Source organism: Acinetobacter sp. CIP 51.11 (assembly GCF_000369665.1).
GTDB lineage: Bacteria > Pseudomonadota > Gammaproteobacteria > Pseudomonadales > Moraxellaceae > Acinetobacter > Acinetobacter lwoffii_S.
In genome coordinates this window covers 1453639-1469780 of record NZ_KB850129.1, presented here as the reverse complement: position 1 = coordinate 1469780, position 16142 = coordinate 1453639, and the positions used below count along the sequence as shown (strand labels likewise).

Sequence of the window (16142 nt, the reverse complement as noted above, 5' to 3'; positions counted from 1 at the left end):
TATTTGCATCATGCCAAAAAACTGGTTCGGGGACTAGGGCAGTGCGACATGAATTGTCTTGCTGCATATTGTTATTTCAGTCAGCTGGAAAAAACTAAGAATTAAAAATCGAAATCATCAAATGAACAATAAAAAAGCAGACTCAATGGCCTGCTTTTTGTTTAGGATGAAGAATCAAATTAGCTCTTCACCATTTTTCTTGGCCTGTTGTGTGTCTTTATAGACATTCAGGCAAATCGTGAACAAGACCAGGCTTGCCACCAATGGCCAAAAAAGTACATATAGGGTCAATAATTGACTTGTCATCTGAAATCTCCTTATTTACTTTTCTCAGATAGCTGGTGAAATTCAATCACCATCTTGTTGATTTGCTTAAAATCAAATTTTTCTTTGCTGTAGAGTAGCGTCAACACAGTACATACCAGCGCACTACTGCCATACGCTGTCAGTGAGCTTAACAAGGTGCCGTATTCACGCAAGAAGCCGATGGTCCATGGCATGAAGCCAATACTGGCCAATATGCCAACGACCAGACCCACTTTCTTGCCGAAGAAACCAAAGGTCATCAAACCCAGCACCACACCAATCCCCAGGGTCGCAACGAGTTCAAAGCCAAGTGCGATCAATCCCTGAATCGGAAGCCATTCAAAACGTACTATCAGAAAGCTGAAAAATGCGAGGCCCACTGACCAGTTAAAGGCCCGGGCATTCACCTTGTCCCAATACAGGCTGACAATCACCGGGAATACAATAGAACCCCAAAGCGCACCCACAAAAATCAGCATCGACAAAATGTCAAACTTCAAGGTGGCAATCACAATCCCCAGCATGGTGGCAACGATCATGGTCATACGGCCAATAAACAGCATTTTCTTTGGATCAGGACGGTTTTTCGCAATCTGTTTGCCATAAATGTCCGTCATGACAATCGCAGACAGGGCAGACAGATCCGAGTCAGCGGTAGAAGACAATGCTCCAATCACCATGATGAATAACAGCGCGACCATAAATGGAGAAAGATAAGTCGCTGCCATTTGCGGAATCAGGTTATTCAGGTTCCCATCAATGGGCTGAATACCTGCAAATAGTGCCAATAACCCCAGCATGCCTAGACCAATAACAATTGCAGCATAACCAATGGTTGCAGTGATAAAACTCGGTTTGATCAGGTCTTCACGGACTGCAAACAGGCGCTGGGCAATGGTCTGATTACCAATCGCGTAGGCCAATACAGCAACAAAAAACGGCGCGCCTTGTTCCAGAAACGCTGTTTTAGAGAAAAAATCCAGCTGCTCCGGTTGCAGATGATGAATCCCGCTTTGAAACAGGGAAGGTCCACCTAAGGTGAAGAACAAGGTTGGAATAATGATCACAGCCGCGACAATCATCGCCACCAGTTGACCAAAATCGGTAAACACCGAAGAACGGAAGCCCGACCAGAGGGTATAGGACAGCACACCGATACCGGTAATCAGCACGCCATGGATAAAGCTTAAAGGAGATAAAATCTCAACCAGTGCCCCAGCGGCGGTAAAGTTCACCATCAGGCTGATCACGCTGCCCACAATATTGGAACCTGCCAGAATCATCTGGCTTTGGTTGCCATGCCGGGCATGCATAATTTCTGCCAAGGTGTGGGCATTAGGCGCCAGTTCACGAAAGCGCTTGCCAAAGGGATAGATAAATAAAATCATCAGCGCACCCCACAAACCATAGTGTAGGGCACCGGAAACGCCGTATGTATATCCGGATGAAGCTGCTGCATAAAACGAGGCGGCCCAGATCCAGGTGGCGGTCATACTGGCCGCAGACATTCCAAATCCGATGGAGCCATTCGAGACCATGTAGCCATCAACATTTTCATTTTTCTGTTTAATACGTAACGATAGTAAAAAAGTGATGCCATAGAAAAGCACCATCAATAGTACAGTTGCTGTACTAGTGAATTGAAACATACATACTCCTTAAGCGGGTCACCTTTTGTTTTTGAAAATTAAATCATTGGTGACAGATTAAGGCTCTAAAATAGACAGAGCAGTGAAGCTATAGAACATCAAAAAATTAGTGTCCGAATATAGAATTTATATTCATCTCTACAGCAGAAAGGAAAAACCATTGCCAAGCCCAGAATTTGGACAATTCCTCAGCAATTCGGCTAGAGCTTAACATAAAATCATCAAATTTACTGATGAAGTGTCTATTTGGTAAGATTCTTAGCTGATATAGACGTGTGGGCCTGTTATTCTGTTAGTTGAATAAAAAAGAAAATTTTCTATATTTTTTCAGCAATTACAAATATTTATTTTAAACTTTTCGAGTTAAATAAAACCTGAGAATACGGATTAAATAAAAAAGGTAACAAAATTTTATTATTAATCATTTCTTCATTATTTTTTTATATAAGCCTCATAATTCCTGGTAAATTTCCTCATAAATATAAGTGGTATTTTGCTATTTATATTGTGTTTTTTACGCATAATAGAGCTCATGAATAAATGATGAAATTTCAAAATATTGGATATGGTGGGGGATTTTGTCGATATATTTTTTGGTCTTTTAGATGAGTAAATTTCGCTTAATTATGATCTGAGAAGATAAAAATCAAATATAAAAAAATAAAAGGCCCAAATAAGAAACTTTATTTTTATTCTTTTAGAAGGTGAGAATGGATGTCCGGTTTTTCCCCCGCAGATGATGTCAGATTAAAATACCACTCAGTATTAATTATTCTTTCATAGAGGGGAGTAATTTGCCTCTGTTACTGTAATGGCGGAGATCAGCGGAGAACTGTTCCTTGTAGTACAGAAAACGGCAGAAGACCTTTAACCAGTTTTCTAATCTTAGAAGTCAAAGTTAAGAGTCAATCAAAAGAATCAAAAACAGTCTGCAAAAAATACGACTTCATTAAATCTTGTAATCAAGTATTTCATTTTGGCCTAAATAGGAGTTTTGGCAGGTCATGACAATAAAACCTGAATTTGATTTTGTCCCGATTGTTGTTGAAAAATAATACAATTTTTATGCAGAAAATTATTCTGAAGCGGTTTTGATTTTTCTTGAAAAAAATGTGTTAACCTGTGCGACTACATTCAATTTTCCTGACTGAAAATAGACGAAATATTTTAAAAGTCCAGGATATTTCAGACGTAGTTTTCTGATTTGGCATCTAGCCGATTTCCTTATTTCACAGTAGAATATGCGCTCTCTCAAGTCACATTGTGGCATGGTTGTTCATACCATCCCGTGGAGCCAAAATCAGCATGTTTATCGTTGCCGGTGCACCCGCACATTCTTCTTTTAAGAAAACTCAACTATTATCGCGTTTGACGTCAATTAGTTCTGTTCAATCAATTGAAAGTCAATGGGTCTACCTCTTTGACCAAGCGCTCAGCGAGCAACAACAGCAATCCGCTTTACAGCTTCTCAACGATGGTCAATCTTTTGAATTGCACCAGGCTGCAAGTGATGAAATCCAGATTTTAGTCACACCGCGCGTCGGAACCATCTCTCCTTGGTCCTCTAAAGCGACGGACATTTTCAAAAACTGTAATACGCCGGTTCATCGACTTGAACGCGGCGTTTTGTTTACTTTGAAGGGCGTAAAAGAGCTCTCTAAAGAAGCATTGCAAGTACTTCACGACCGTATGACCGAAAGCGTATTCAATGCGATTGAAGATGCTGCGGTATTATTTGTGGAAACTGCGCCAAAACCACTGAACTCGATTGATATTCTGGGTAAAGGTAAAGAAGCACTGGTAAAAGCCAATAATGAATTTGGTTTTGCATTATCAATGGACGAAATTGATTACCTGACTGAGGCTTTCATCAAGCTAGGTCGTAATCCGAATGACATCGAACTGATGATGTTTGCGCAAGCCAACTCTGAGCACTGTCGTCATAAAATTTTTGGTTCGGAATGGACGATTGATGGTGAAGTTCAGCCATTGTCGTTGTTCCAGATGATCAAGAACACCTATAAAGAATCACCGACAGATGTATTGTCGGCTTATAAAGACAACGCTTCAGTGATTGTTGGTTCGGATACCCAGCGTTTTTATCCAACCCAAGAAGACAACGGCCATCAGGTTTATAAATACAAGAGCCAAGCTGCTCACATCCTGATGAAAGTGGAAACCCACAACCACCCAACAGCAATTGCACCATTTGCCGGTGCAGCGACAGGTTCAGGCGGTGAAATCCGTGACGAAGGTGCGACCGGTCGTGGTGGTAAGCCTAAAGCAGGTTTAACCGGCTTCACGGTATCTAACCTGAATATTCCGGGCTTTGAACAGCCTTGGGAAGAAAACCACGGCAAACCATCACGTATGGCATCGCCGTTACAAATCATGATTGAAGGCCCGCTTGGTGGTGCTGCGTTTAACAACGAATTTGGTCGTCCAGCTTTAAACGGTTACTTCCGTACCTTTGAACAAAACGTGAATGGCGATGTTAAAGGTTTCCATAAGCCAATCATGATCGCGGGTGGTTACGGAAATATCCGTCCAGATCACGTTGAAAAAGATCCGATTTTACCGGGTGATTTGTTAATCGTACTCGGTGGTCCAGCCATGCTGATCGGTCTTGGCGGTGGTGCTGCATCTTCTGTAGATAGCGGTAAATTGGGCGAAAACCTAGATTTTGCTTCGGTACAACGTGAAAACCCGGAAATGGAACGCCGTTGTCAAGAAGTGATCGATACTTGCTGGCGCATGGAAGACCATAACCCAATTGTGTCGGTGCATGATGTAGGCGCGGGTGGTGTATCAAATGCTATGCCTGAACTGGTGAATGATCATGAGTTAGGTGCAGTGCTAGATCTTCGTAAGATTCCATCTTTAGAACCTGGCATGTCGCCAATGGAGATCTGGTCAAACGAAGCGCAAGAACGTTATGTATTGGCGATTCGTCCATCTTCTTTAGAATTATTTGAGTCAATCTGTGCGCGTGAACGTTGTCCGTTTGCAGTACTGGGTGAGGCGACTGAAGCACGTCACTTAACCGTTGAAGATCCATTGTTCGGCAACAAACCGGTGGATATGCCAATGCAGGTGATGCTTGGCGGTACTCCGCGTATGAGCCGTTCCTATGAAACGATTGAACGTAAAGGCGATGATTTTGACGCGGCTAAAGTTACGGATTTAAAAGATGCGATTTATCGCGTTCTGAAAAACCCGACAGTGGCTTCTAAATCATTCCTGATTAGTATTGGTGACCGTTCGATTACCGGTATGGTCGCGCGTGACCAGATGGTGGGTCGCTGGCAGGTTCCTGTCGCGGATGCTGCAGTAACAACTACAAGTCTTGTCGGTTACACCGGTGAAGCAATGGCAATGGGTGAACGTCCTCCAGTAGCGTTGTTGAATCCTGCTGCATCAGCACGTTTATCTGTGGCTGAATCGATCTCTAACATCATGTCTGCGAAGATTGAAAAAATCAGCGACATCAAATTGTCTGCAAACTGGATGGCTGCTGCGGGTCAACCTGGCGAAGACCAGGCATTGTTCGAAGGCGTGAAAGCTATCGGTATGGAAATGTGTCCTGCACTCGGTATCGCGATTCCGGTCGGTAAAGACTCATTGTCTATGCGTACCACCTGGAATGACGAAGGTGAAGACAAGTCTGTGACTTCTCCAATGTCAGGTGTGATCACTGCATTTGCACCAGTGACTGATGTACGTCAAACACTGACTCCTGAATTAAAAGATATTGAATCTGTACTGGTTCGTATTGATCTGTCTAAAGGTCAATTCCGTTTAGGTGGTTCGATCCTGGCGCAGGTGTATAAAGCAATCGGTTCTGTGACTCCTGATGTAGATAGCTTCGATGATTTCAAGGCATTCTTCGCATTGGTTCAAGACTGGAACAACCGTGGTCTGATCAAGGCATACCATGACATCGGTGATGGTGGTTTACTAGCGACTGTTGCAGAAATGATGTTCGCATCACGTCTGGGTGTAGCACTAGAAGATCAATCAACTGCAAGCTTATTCGCTGAAGAAATTGGTGCTGTCCTTCAAATCGCCAAAGCAGACTGGGAAGCATTACAAGCTGAAGTTGCAGCATCTACGCTTAAAGATGCAATTGCAGTGGTTGGTACTGTAAATAATTCTGACCAATTGTCTGTAAATGGTCTGGTACTTGAACGTGCTGATCTGCAAGTGGCATGGACTGAAGTTTCTCATCAAATCCAACGCCTGCGTGACAACGTACAAACTGCAGATCAGGAATTTGCCTTAATTACCGATAAAGCACACCAAGGTATTATCGCCCAACCCACATTCGACTTGAATGAAGCGATTGAAGCACCTTTCATTAACTTGCGTCGTCCAAATATGGCAATTCTGCGTGAGCAGGGTGTCAATGGTCATATCGAAATGGCGGCAGCTTTCGACAAAGTGGGCTTCAATACTGTTGACGTACATATGAGTGACTTGCTGGCAGGTCGTATCAGCCTGGATGATTTTGAAGGTCTGGTGACGTGTGGTGGCTTCTCGTATGGTGACGTAATGGGCGCTGGCGGCGGCTGGGCGAAATCAGTATTGTTCAATGCTAAATTGCGTGACCAGTTTGAGAAATTCTTTAACCGTCAAGAAACCTTCTCGCTCGGTATCTGTAACGGCTGTCAAATGTTGTCTCAATTGGCTCCATTAATTCCGGGTGCGGATGCTTGGCCACGTTTCCACCGCAATACGTCTGAAGTATTTGAAGCGCGCGCAGTGAACGTTCGTGTGGAAAAATCGAATTCAGTCTTGTTGCAAGACATGCAAGGTTCGATTCTGCCGATCGCTGTGGCACATGGTGAAGGTCGGGCAGTTGCAACGGCGGAAAACTTTGCTGCACTGAATGCATCGAATCAGGTCGTTTTACGCTATGTTGACAGCCATGGTAATGCAACTGAACAGTATCCATTGAACCCGAATGGTTCACCAGAAGGTATTACCGGTGTAACGTCTCAGGATGGCCGTGCAACGATTATGATGCCGCACCCTGAACGTAACTTCCGCGCGATCCAGCATTCTTGGAAACCAGAAGACTGGGATCAGGATGGTGCTTGGTTACGTATGTTCCGTAATGCACGTAAATTTATTGGCTAATTTGTTTTAGCTTGAAAAAGGGTTGCGGAAGCAGCCCTTTTTATTGAAGAAATCACTGGAATAGCTGCAAAACTGGAAAATCTTTCAGCTTTTGTTTAGACTATCTTCATCAATTGCCACCTTTAGGTGGCTTTTTGTTTTTTAAGGATTTTGATTTTTTAATTTTCCTTCTCTCTACGGACTTGGTTTAGATTTTGCTTTCATATTGTATATAAAGTGCTATGGTATATTTTATGCACAACTTTATTGCACTATAAAAGAAAGATGGAATAGATCGGTTCAGTATCAATTCTCAAAGATGAGGTGATGACATGGCTAAGACACTAAGAATCATGGATAAGGCAGCAATGCGTCAGAAAGGTTGGTGGTTATTTGGTTTTGTTATTGGTTTACAGATGCTGTTTTTGGTCGGTAGTTATTTGCTGCAGGGTTCTTGATCATCAGATTTTAAAAAACCACCGTTAAGGTGGTTTTTATCCATACAATAAAAAGAATGATGACAACTTTATAAAAGCCATGGATTAAGTTGAAAAATTAGAATTAATCCAAAATATTTTGCTTGCAAGAGCAACACATAAGCATCAAGAAAGTGATGATAAACAATATCAGCAATTAAGAAATGATATGCTTAATTCAACAAGCCAAAACTATTTACCTTCTATGGTAAAAACCTCTAGAAATCTTGATCAATTTTGGCAATTTATAAAGTTGAAATCTGATAATTACAGTGATAGAAGAACTTTTATATATACGGAGTTTCAGCCTCATTTGAGTTTTTTGAAAAATCAAATATTGCACCTTTGGATAAGGTGATTAAGGATACTATTCTAAAATTAGACTCTAATTATATTCAGACAACGTGGGATAAAGCACTTGAACGTAGAATAGATGATCCACAAGGTGCAATCACACTTGCTCGAACTCTTTTAGAGTCAACGTGTAAACATATTCTTGATGAGTTAGAAATTGATTATGGAAATAATCTAGACATTAATCAATTATATAGGGTAGTTAGTAAAGAATTAAGTTTGTCATAATCACAGCATACAGAACAAGTTTCAAACAAATTCTAGGTGGTTGTAGTGCGATTGTTGAAGGTATCGGCGCATTGAGAAATAAAGTCGGTGATGCTCATGGACAAGGTAAGGTTAATTTTAAACCTGCTTCAAGACATGCTGAATTGGCTGTGAATTTAGCAGGAACCATGGCAGGATTTTTATTTTCTACTTGGGAAATAAAAAAAGAAAAGATATAAAAAGACTACCCTAGAATAGCCTTTTTTATATTTACTTAAACACGGCTATACATGGTAAAGAGCTCTTTTTCTTCACGCTCAATACGTTGCACCAATGCAGAACCAATCGCTTCATATTCTTCTTTAAATTCAGCAGCAGATGCACGGTTTACCCCAAAATCCATCCAGTGATCTATAAACTTAATCACAGTCCGCTCAATGATACGCATTTCCTTTCTAAACTGACGTAAAGATAAAAATGCCTGGCTTTGTTCTTTTAAGCCTTGTTCCAAGTAACCATAAAACTTGATATTTTCAGCATCTAAATGCGCTTTAAAATCTTGTTTAAATTGAGCTAATTGATCAGACAGTAAATTATATTCCTGTAGATATAAAGAATTGCCAATGTTGCCGTACAGACTCAGAAGTTGTTGGTGATCTAGTTCCAAATGTTTAATCAGATTCGGATAAAAAGGAATACCTACTTCATCATGTTTAGAGGTGGTATCAATCGAGTGACGATTACCCAAATCTAGCGCCGTTTCATTTTGTGGATTGTCCGCTTTGGATGGGTTAAATCCATTGAAAAGTGATGAAAATAACTGTTTTAACCAATTAAATAATATTGGGGGAAATCCTGAATTTAGATTTTATTTTCAAATCAAGATCATCCATTCTTTTGATTTGAAAACATAAATTTTTTGCGTTTAAGTGTTTCAGGCCGGAATGTCATTGGCATTGCATTCGCGGTATCAATGAGAGGATCAAAAGTTGAAGTTAAGTTTTCGACCATTCCTAAAGCCGTCGAATATCTGGGAGAGATTTGCCATGACATGTGCTTACTTCACAACGAACATTATCTTGCTGGCTGAGTGCGGGAGAATTTGAACCACAGATCAACAAAATGAATGTGTCTTAGCTATACAAGGCAGAACAGTATGACTAAACCTGAATGAGTTTAGCTAAACTGCATTAATGTGAAATTTATCACAAAATCAATCGTATATGTGTATTGGTGTGGGTGAAATGGTTGCGATTAAATGAGTTTTAATCAATTAGTGAGTTTAGGAAGGAAATTTTAGAACAAAGTGGCTTCAAGAAAGGCTGAGAGTCAGTATATGTTGTTATTTTAAAAGTATAAAAAACCACCCGAAGGTGGTCTTTTCAAAAATTATTCATTAAATAACTAGCTGAACCTGTTTGAGTACTGCTTTCAGCGTATTTTCATAGTCAAAAGCATCATTGGTACTGTCCTGATAACGCCAAGCGACATAACCATCCGGACGAACCAGCACTGCGCCAGATTCATGGATTTCAGATTTGCTGTTCCAAGTGCCATACACATCACGATAGTCACGTGAACCAATCTGAGTCACATCCAGATATGGCAAATCCAATGCTTCTGCCGCCTGTTTCCAGCCTTTACCGGATAAACCTGTGAGCAGGGTAAAACGACCTTTACCCGTAATATCCAGTGTCGACTGCTTTTGACCTTTGGCATTGATCAGCCAAGTATGCGAAACTTTAGCGCCTGGGCGAGTGGTTGCCTGTAAATAAAGCTGCTCATCTTTTTCAAAAATCTCAGGCTCGGATTCTGCAATCACCGTATTGGAGCTATATCGCTGGTTCAGTTCTACACCTTGTGCATTAAATTCGAAGTTTTTAATTTCCAAAGCTTCAAATAGTTTTTGACGGATTTCAGCACCTTGCTCATCTTCCGCAAAGATACGTTCCAGCATTTGCTTCTGAGTCGTCACACCTTGATCAAAACCAAAGACTTCTTTCAGGTATTTATAATCAAAACGTGACTGGTTCGCACGCGCTACAATCTGCTTGCCGACCGGTGCACGCTCGGTGGTATAGGAATCCAGCAGGGAAGGTGCAGCCCAGCCTTTTACCGCGTATGCCAGTTTCCAGCCTAGATTAAAGGCATCCTGCATGCAGGTATTTGAACCTAGGCCACTCGATGGTGGATGACGGTGTACTGCATCACCACCACAGAACACTCGACCTTTAGAATATTCAGTGGCCCAGGTCTGGTTCACATACCAGTACGATAATTTCTGGATTTCAACTTCTTCGACTTCAGTACCAACAAAAGCATTCAGGCGGGCACGGACCTGTTCTTCAGTAACTTGTGGTTCGCCTTTGGAAATGTCAAAGCCCCAACCCATGATCCATTCATTCCATGGCGTAATGGCACGTAACAATCCCATACCGAGATCGCCAAAGCTGGCTTCAGGATTCACGATCCATTGCAGAATCGCAGGACGGTGCTGAACGTATTGAGAAAGATCAGCTTTAAAGGTCACATAGACGGTACCGGCACGTGCCATCACGCCTTCCAGTGGCAAGCCGAGCTGTTCCAATACACGAGATTTAGCACCATCCATACCCACCAGATATTTTGCTCTTAAGCTAAATTCAGTATTGGTAATGCGGTTCAGGAAAGTAGCAGTCACGCCATCTTCGTCCTGCACATGTGACAGGTATTCAGTATTGAAGTTATAAATTGCACCACGTTCACCGGCATTTTTCACCAGTAAAGCTTCCATTTTTGGCTGAATCAGATCGACTAATGGACATGGACTGCCTTGGATATAGTCACCATGACGTTCATCACCGGTACCCCATGCACTTAAACGGGCGATTTCTTCGCCGACCAGACTGGTGGTAATCAGGCTTTCACCCATCTGTTCCCATGGTGTTGCAATCTCTTTAACCTGTTCTTCAATACCTAAATCACGTAATACTTCCATGGCACGTTGATTGGTAATATGGGCACGTGGACTATTGGCCAGCCAGCTAAACTGGGTAAACAGTTGTACCTTGATGCCATAATTGGCTAAGGCCAGACCTAATGTTGAACCTGCAGGACCGGTACCAATGATCAGAACATCAGTGTCATAGTGTTGTGTCATACAAGACTCCATGTATATGCGTGAAGAACAAGCTATCTATATGATCAGGCAGTCTAGTAAAACAGGATCTGTTGATATAGCGATATTCATATAAACTATCGACCTATTCTTATTTGCAATACGTGGGTCATAATCTTAAGATGCTGACCTGATCAGAAACCGGGCAGGCTATGGAACTTCGACATTTACGCTATTTTATTACTGTGGCGCAGCAACAAAGTTTTACCAAGGCTGCCGAAAAACTGTTTACCGCTCAGCCGTCATTAAGCCAGCAAATTAAGGATCTGGAGCAGGAAGTAGGCGTCATGCTGTTTGATCGTTCATCCAGAAAGGTCAAACTCACCGATGAAGGGCAGGCTTTTCAGATCTATGCCGAAAAAGCACTGGAAAATGCCAAACTGGCAGTAGCAGCAGCGCGTCAGGTTGCGCAGCAGAAAAATAACCAGATTCACATTGGCTTCCTGAATGTCGCAGAAATAAAAGTGATGCCACAGATTCTGGCCCAGCTTAAAAAAACCATGCCGGACTTAAAAATCCATCTGCATAGCCTGACCTGTATGGAACAGATTCAGCGGCTAAAAAATGCTGAACTGGATTGATGTATTACCCGCTTTCATCTGGACCATCCAGATTTTGAGAATATTCATTTATTAACCGAGCAAATTTATCTGGTTGCCGCTCAGCATTTACATCCTACAGATCGAATCCTGAAATTACAGGAACTGAAAAATCACAATATGATTATGTGCGAGCAGAATGCTTCGCCCGTATTTTATGAGAAGCTGGATAAACTGCTCTGCATTGATCAACTCGAACATGAACAGCTGTTGTGGGTGACCAATGTCTTGCAACACATCAATCTGACCAATATGGGAATGGGCTTTAGTTTTGCGCCCGAATATTTACTGCGTTTTTTGAATGAGCATGTAAAAATTGTCCAGACTGATCAGGCACTGCCAAAACTGGGCTTGTATGCAACATTTAACAAGAATTCCCAAAATCCTGCATTGAAGATGATTACCCAAGCGCTTAACAATACGACAAGTAACTGAATTTCAGGAAGGAATATATGTTAAAGCTGATTTATTACGTGCCGGATGAAAATCTGGAAGACACTAAGAATGCGATATTTGCAGCAGGAGCGGGTGGTATTGGTGAGTATACGGACTGCGCCTGGCAAGTTTTAGGAACTGGGCAGTTTAAACCGCAAGAAGGTGCAGATCCTCATATTGGTGAAGTGGGAAAATTGGAACAGGTGGAAGAATGGCGGGTAGAAATTCTGGTGCCTGATGAAAAGGCAGTCGATGTGGCCAAGGTGCTGAAAGAAAGTCATCCTTATGAAGAGCCAGCTTTTGAGTTTATTCAGCTTCTGGATATCAAAGTCTAAAATTGATACTCTGCTGCGGCGCGTTTAACTTAGCGCGCCGTTAATCTAGATTCAGAAACCAGCCGACCTGCTTTTGTTATTATCATTTCTTCCAGAATAATCCAAAGAAAAAATATAATAAGGAAAATAACAATGCCGTGGCCAAAACCGCTGAGCAGTGCGCTTAAGAATACCCTCAGTAAATCTATCCAGTACGGTACAGAAATCCTGCATCAGCGCATTCCATATTCGCCAGATAATCCCTATCTGGAAGGTATATTTGCACCAGAGCGGCAGGAACACTTTTCCACAGATTTAAAGGTTGAAGGGCAGATTCCTGCAGAACTGGATGGTGCATTAATGCGGATTGGTCCAAATCCTATTACAGTCAAAAACCCACGCAACTATCACTGGTTTACGGGCGATGGCATGTTGCATGCGCTCAGACTGAAGGGTGGTGAGGCACATTGGTATAAAAGCAGTTATATCGGTTCTGCCAGTGTGCAGAAAAAACTTCATCGACCACAAATTCCCGGTAAAACGCGAGGTATCGCGGATGCAGTCAATACCAATGTCATCCACTTTGCCGGAAAAATCTGGGCACTGGTAGAAGCGGGTGCATATCCAGTTGAGTTGAATGCTGCACTGGAGTCAAAACGACATCATTTATTTGAAGATGATCAGGATTTTCCATTTACTGCCCATCCGCATATTGATCCTGAAACGGGCGATATTCATGCGATTTGTTATGATGCTTTAAGTCAGAACAAAGTTTTTTATTTGCAGATAGATTCAAAAGGTAAGTTGAAACATCATGTCGACATTCCAGTGAAACATGGTCCGATGATTCATGATTGTGCCATTACCAAATCTCAGGTGCTGATTCTGGATCTGAATGTGAACTTTTCTGTACGCAGTGCATTAAAGGGTTCAATGTTGCCATATCAATGGAATCCAAAACGGCAGGCACGCATTGGTATATTGCCTTTTGGCGGTAAAGCAATTGATATTCGCTGGTATGAGATTGATCCCTGTTTTATTTTTCATACCGTGAATGCTTATGAGCTGGATTCTGGTGATGTGGTTATGGATGCGGTGGTGCACTCCAAAGCATTGGTCAGTTCGATTCAGGGACCGATTGAAGATCAGGATATTCGGCTAGAACGATTCATTTTTGAACACGGTACTGGAAAAGTGGTTCGGACGATATTATCCGAGATGAAACAGGAATTCCCACGGATTAATGAAGCTTATACAGGTCGGCCTTATCGCTATGTCTACACTATTTCCTTTGGCGAGTTTGATGATCCTTCTCATGTCAGCAGCAATACTCTTTTGAGCCATGATGTGGAAACTGGCAATTCAGAAAGCTATTCTTTTGGAGAAAACTGGGTAACAGGAGAGGTGATGTTCGTCGCACGGGAAGGTGCTCAAGCTGAAAATGATGGCTGGCAGATGTCTTATGTTCATGCTTTAGATGGACGCCCATCCAAAGTGGTGATTCTGGATGCACAGCATATGGCTGAAGGGTCGATTGCAACCATTCATTTACCAATACGTGTACCCGTCGGGTTTCATTGTAACTGGATTGATTATAGGAAATTGAGAACAATATGAGCTTGAGTTGGGTATATATAACTATCTATATAAGCAGAAGCCTCTGAAATCAAACGGGATTTATCATAGACTTACAATTGAAATTCAATTCCAGAATTCCTGATATTTTGAGACCCAATACAATTTGGTTTCTATACTGTAACTGCCATCAGGATTAAGGGAAATGAGGTAATGAATGTCTTTGCCTCGACTGCGGTTACCTTTACCTTCAGGAACTTGATACTTATATTTTTCTACTTCTTGAGGGGGAGTGAGTACAATTCTTTTCCATGCAGTAGAAGGGAGGTTGTGGATAGTAGCCATTATTTTTCTTTCTACATCGTCTGCATAAGCTTGTAAGACCTCATCTGATGGCCATTTATTTCTAGGTAGCTCATCTAAATGAAAAAAAGATCTGACATTCCCTAGACCAGCTTTTATCCGGTCTTCATAAGTCAACCACGGTGCATATTCAATAATAATTTGTTCAGGCACATAACCTTCAGGGGAAACCTTGCAGCTACTATAGGTCGTAATATATTTTTGCTTTTTTATAGCATCTGGTGTTCCTGATAAATTGCCACATTCAGGCCAAGTATTTTTATAAACTATGCTATGGGTTGGCCAATATTGATTATCCATTTCAAAGCTAATTCTATTTTTCATAGTTGGTGCTGTTACTTGACAACCATTTAAAATAAATAAACTACTCATTGTTAATATTGTTTTCATTTTTTCTTTTAACTCAATTTTCTGATTTAAAGATAAGTACTGTTTCGTAATTGGTTTTTATCCAGTTAAAATGATTTATTATTTGAATTAAATAGATGATTATTTTTTAATTATAAAAGATATCTATTATTCTTAAATAGATATCTTTTATGCTAATTATTATAATATTACATCCTTAAATTTTAAAAATATAATTTCCCCTGATTTCAACTAAAATTTTATATATTTTAATTTATCTTTGATCCAATTAATGCGAAGGAGCCAGATTGCGGAAAATATGCTTAAGACTGTGTAGCATTTTTTCAATTTGCAACGGTGTTAAACCATCGAAAGATTGCTCTAGTACAACAACACTAAGATCATTAATCTTTTTAATCATTTGCTGACCTTTTTCGGTTAATAATACGCGGGTAATTCGTGCATCATCCTCACAGGAATAAGTATGTACTAATCCCTCATCTTTCAGGCGATAGATGATTTTAGTGGTAGTTGACATCTTATAAATCAACATGTTATATAAATCAGAAATACTCGCTCTATTTTTAAATTTTAATGCCAGCAAAATACGTCTTCGAGAATTGTCTAAACCGTATTTCTTTAAGGCATAGTCAACATTTTGCACATATTGGGTATGCACTTGACTAATCCAAGGATGGGGTGAATCTTCTAAATTAAAATCTGTAGGAATGGATAAAAATTTACTGTACTTTTTTGTCATGGCCTCAACTCTTCTATATGTTAGGGTCTTTTTAATTTGTTTAAAAAATGCATTTTATTTCAAAATATTTACTATCCTATTACAAGGTTATGAATCTTATCTTCAGTACGTCTTCACCTCCTATTTAACTTCTTTTTAAGATGAACCCTCTAATTCTTTTTTGCTTCTTCGAGCCTCTTTTTATAAAAGAACTAGAGAGCCAAAATTTCAGTCACATTTTTTTTTATTTATCTATTGTTATTATGCGAACTGATTAAATCATCTTAATGATTAAATGATCTATCACAAAAAATACCATTTTCAATTAAGAAATACTTAAATATTTGTTCCGGTTAGCATTTTTTTATTTCGGAAAATTCATCTTTCTTTTTACCTTAACTTTAATTCAGTAAGCTTAAGATAGTTTTGTAAGTCTTTTTGAAGCATATTAAGATAGTGTTTTATATTGATATTTAATATTTTAATTTTTTTATACTTTAAA

11 protein-coding genes and 1 pseudogene are annotated in these 16142 nt (G+C 40.6%); 6 read left to right on the top strand and 6 right to left on the bottom strand.

The genetic code is table 11. The features are described from left to right. Nucleotides 1–174 precede the first annotated feature (174 nt). Both F894_RS15200 and F894_RS10745 read right to left on the bottom strand, forming a co-directional pair. Nucleotides 175–306 carry a putative transporter small subunit gene (locus F894_RS15200; RefSeq protein WP_004645659.1) on the bottom strand — a complete coding sequence of 44 codons (132 nt, stop codon included), beginning with the start codon at nt 304–306 and terminating at the stop codon, nt 175–177. Nucleotides 307–317: 11 nt separating this feature from the next. Continuing rightward, complete coding sequence (locus F894_RS10745; protein WP_005247588.1) at nt 318–1955, bottom strand: sodium:solute symporter family transporter; 1638 nt, start codon at nt 1953–1955, stop codon at nt 318–320. A gap of 1305 nt (nt 1956–3260) precedes the next feature. Here F894_RS10745 and purL point away from each other — a divergent pair. From purL to F894_RS15305, 3 genes are all read left to right on the top strand, one after another. Then, nucleotides 3261–7094, top strand: coding sequence for a phosphoribosylformylglycinamidine synthase (gene purL, locus F894_RS10740; protein WP_005247585.1), 3834 nt, complete (start codon nt 3261–3263; stop codon nt 7092–7094). A gap of 311 nt (nt 7095–7405) precedes the next feature. Then, nucleotides 7406–7531: a KGW motif small protein gene (locus F894_RS15370; protein ID WP_005247583.1), complete on the top strand. Its 126-nt coding sequence runs from the start codon at nt 7406–7408 to the stop codon at nt 7529–7531. A 671-nt stretch (nt 7532–8202) separates the two neighbouring features. Then, a complete protein-coding gene (locus F894_RS15305) occupies nt 8203–8349 on the top strand; it encodes an abortive infection family protein (RefSeq protein WP_228128807.1) in 147 nt (48 codons plus the stop codon). Between the two features lie 35 nt (nt 8350–8384). Here the strand turns inward: F894_RS15305 and F894_RS10730 are convergent, their stop codons facing one another. Together F894_RS10730 and F894_RS10725 are read right to left on the bottom strand one after the other, a co-directional pair. After that, nucleotides 8385–8858 carry a hemerythrin domain-containing protein gene (locus F894_RS10730; RefSeq protein ID WP_005247582.1) on the bottom strand — a complete coding sequence of 158 codons (474 nt, stop codon included), beginning with the start codon at nt 8856–8858 and terminating at the stop codon, nt 8385–8387. Nucleotides 8859–9506: 648 nt separating this feature from the next. Further along, nucleotides 9507–11249: an FAD-dependent oxidoreductase gene (locus F894_RS10725; RefSeq protein ID WP_005247565.1), complete on the bottom strand. Its 1743-nt coding sequence runs from the start codon at nt 11247–11249 to the stop codon at nt 9507–9509. Nucleotides 11250–11419: 170 nt separating this feature from the next. Here F894_RS10725 and F894_RS15425 point away from each other — a divergent pair. From F894_RS15425 to F894_RS10705, 3 genes and pseudogenes are all read left to right on the top strand, one after another. Then, nucleotides 11420–12301 (top strand): annotated as a pseudogene (locus F894_RS15425) (LysR family transcriptional regulator). A gap of 17 nt (nt 12302–12318) precedes the next feature. Beyond that, nucleotides 12319–12636: a YqfO family protein gene (locus F894_RS10710; protein ID WP_005247560.1), complete on the top strand. Its 318-nt coding sequence runs from the start codon at nt 12319–12321 to the stop codon at nt 12634–12636. A gap of 132 nt (nt 12637–12768) precedes the next feature. Beyond that, nucleotides 12769–14232, top strand: coding sequence for a carotenoid oxygenase family protein (locus F894_RS10705; protein WP_005247558.1), 1464 nt, complete (start codon nt 12769–12771; stop codon nt 14230–14232). Between the two features lie 84 nt (nt 14233–14316). On the opposite strand, the gene F894_RS10700 is transcribed toward F894_RS10705, so the two are convergent. Further along, the gene (locus tag F894_RS10700; protein WP_005247555.1) at nt 14317–14943 is read right to left on the bottom strand and encodes a hypothetical protein; all 627 of its coding nucleotides are present in this window, start codon (nt 14941–14943) and stop codon (nt 14317–14319) included. A gap of 247 nt (nt 14944–15190) precedes the next feature. Continuing rightward, entirely contained in the window at nt 15191–15661 is a 471-nt protein-coding gene (locus tag F894_RS10695; protein ID WP_005247553.1) for a MarR family winged helix-turn-helix transcriptional regulator, read from the bottom strand. Between the last annotated feature and the right edge of the window lie 481 nt (nt 15662–16142).

What these genes read in the sequence shown, in the direction of transcription:
- F894_RS15200 (WP_004645659.1), bottom strand. Translation starts at nt 306, where the DNA reads ATGACAAGTCAATTATTGACCCTATATGTACTTTTTTGGCCATTGGTG.
- F894_RS10745 (WP_005247588.1), bottom strand. Translation starts at nt 1,955, where the DNA reads ATGTTTCAATTCACTAGTACAGCAACTGTACTATTGATGGTGCTTTTC.
- purL (WP_005247585.1), top strand. Translation starts at nt 3,261, where the DNA reads ATGTTTATCGTTGCCGGTGCACCCGCACATTCTTCTTTTAAGAAAACT.
- F894_RS15370 (WP_005247583.1), top strand. Translation starts at nt 7,406, where the DNA reads ATGGCTAAGACACTAAGAATCATGGATAAGGCAGCAATGCGTCAGAAA.
- F894_RS10725 (WP_005247565.1), bottom strand. Translation starts at nt 11,249, where the DNA reads ATGACACAACACTATGACACTGATGTTCTGATCATTGGTACCGGTCCT.
- F894_RS10710 (WP_005247560.1), top strand. Translation starts at nt 12,319, where the DNA reads ATGTTAAAGCTGATTTATTACGTGCCGGATGAAAATCTGGAAGACACT.
- F894_RS10705 (WP_005247558.1), top strand. Translation starts at nt 12,769, where the DNA reads ATGCCGTGGCCAAAACCGCTGAGCAGTGCGCTTAAGAATACCCTCAGT.
- F894_RS10700 (WP_005247555.1), bottom strand. Translation starts at nt 14,943, where the DNA reads ATGAAAACAATATTAACAATGAGTAGTTTATTTATTTTAAATGGTTGT.
- F894_RS10695 (WP_005247553.1), bottom strand. Translation starts at nt 15,661, where the DNA reads ATGACAAAAAAGTACAGTAAATTTTTATCCATTCCTACAGATTTTAAT.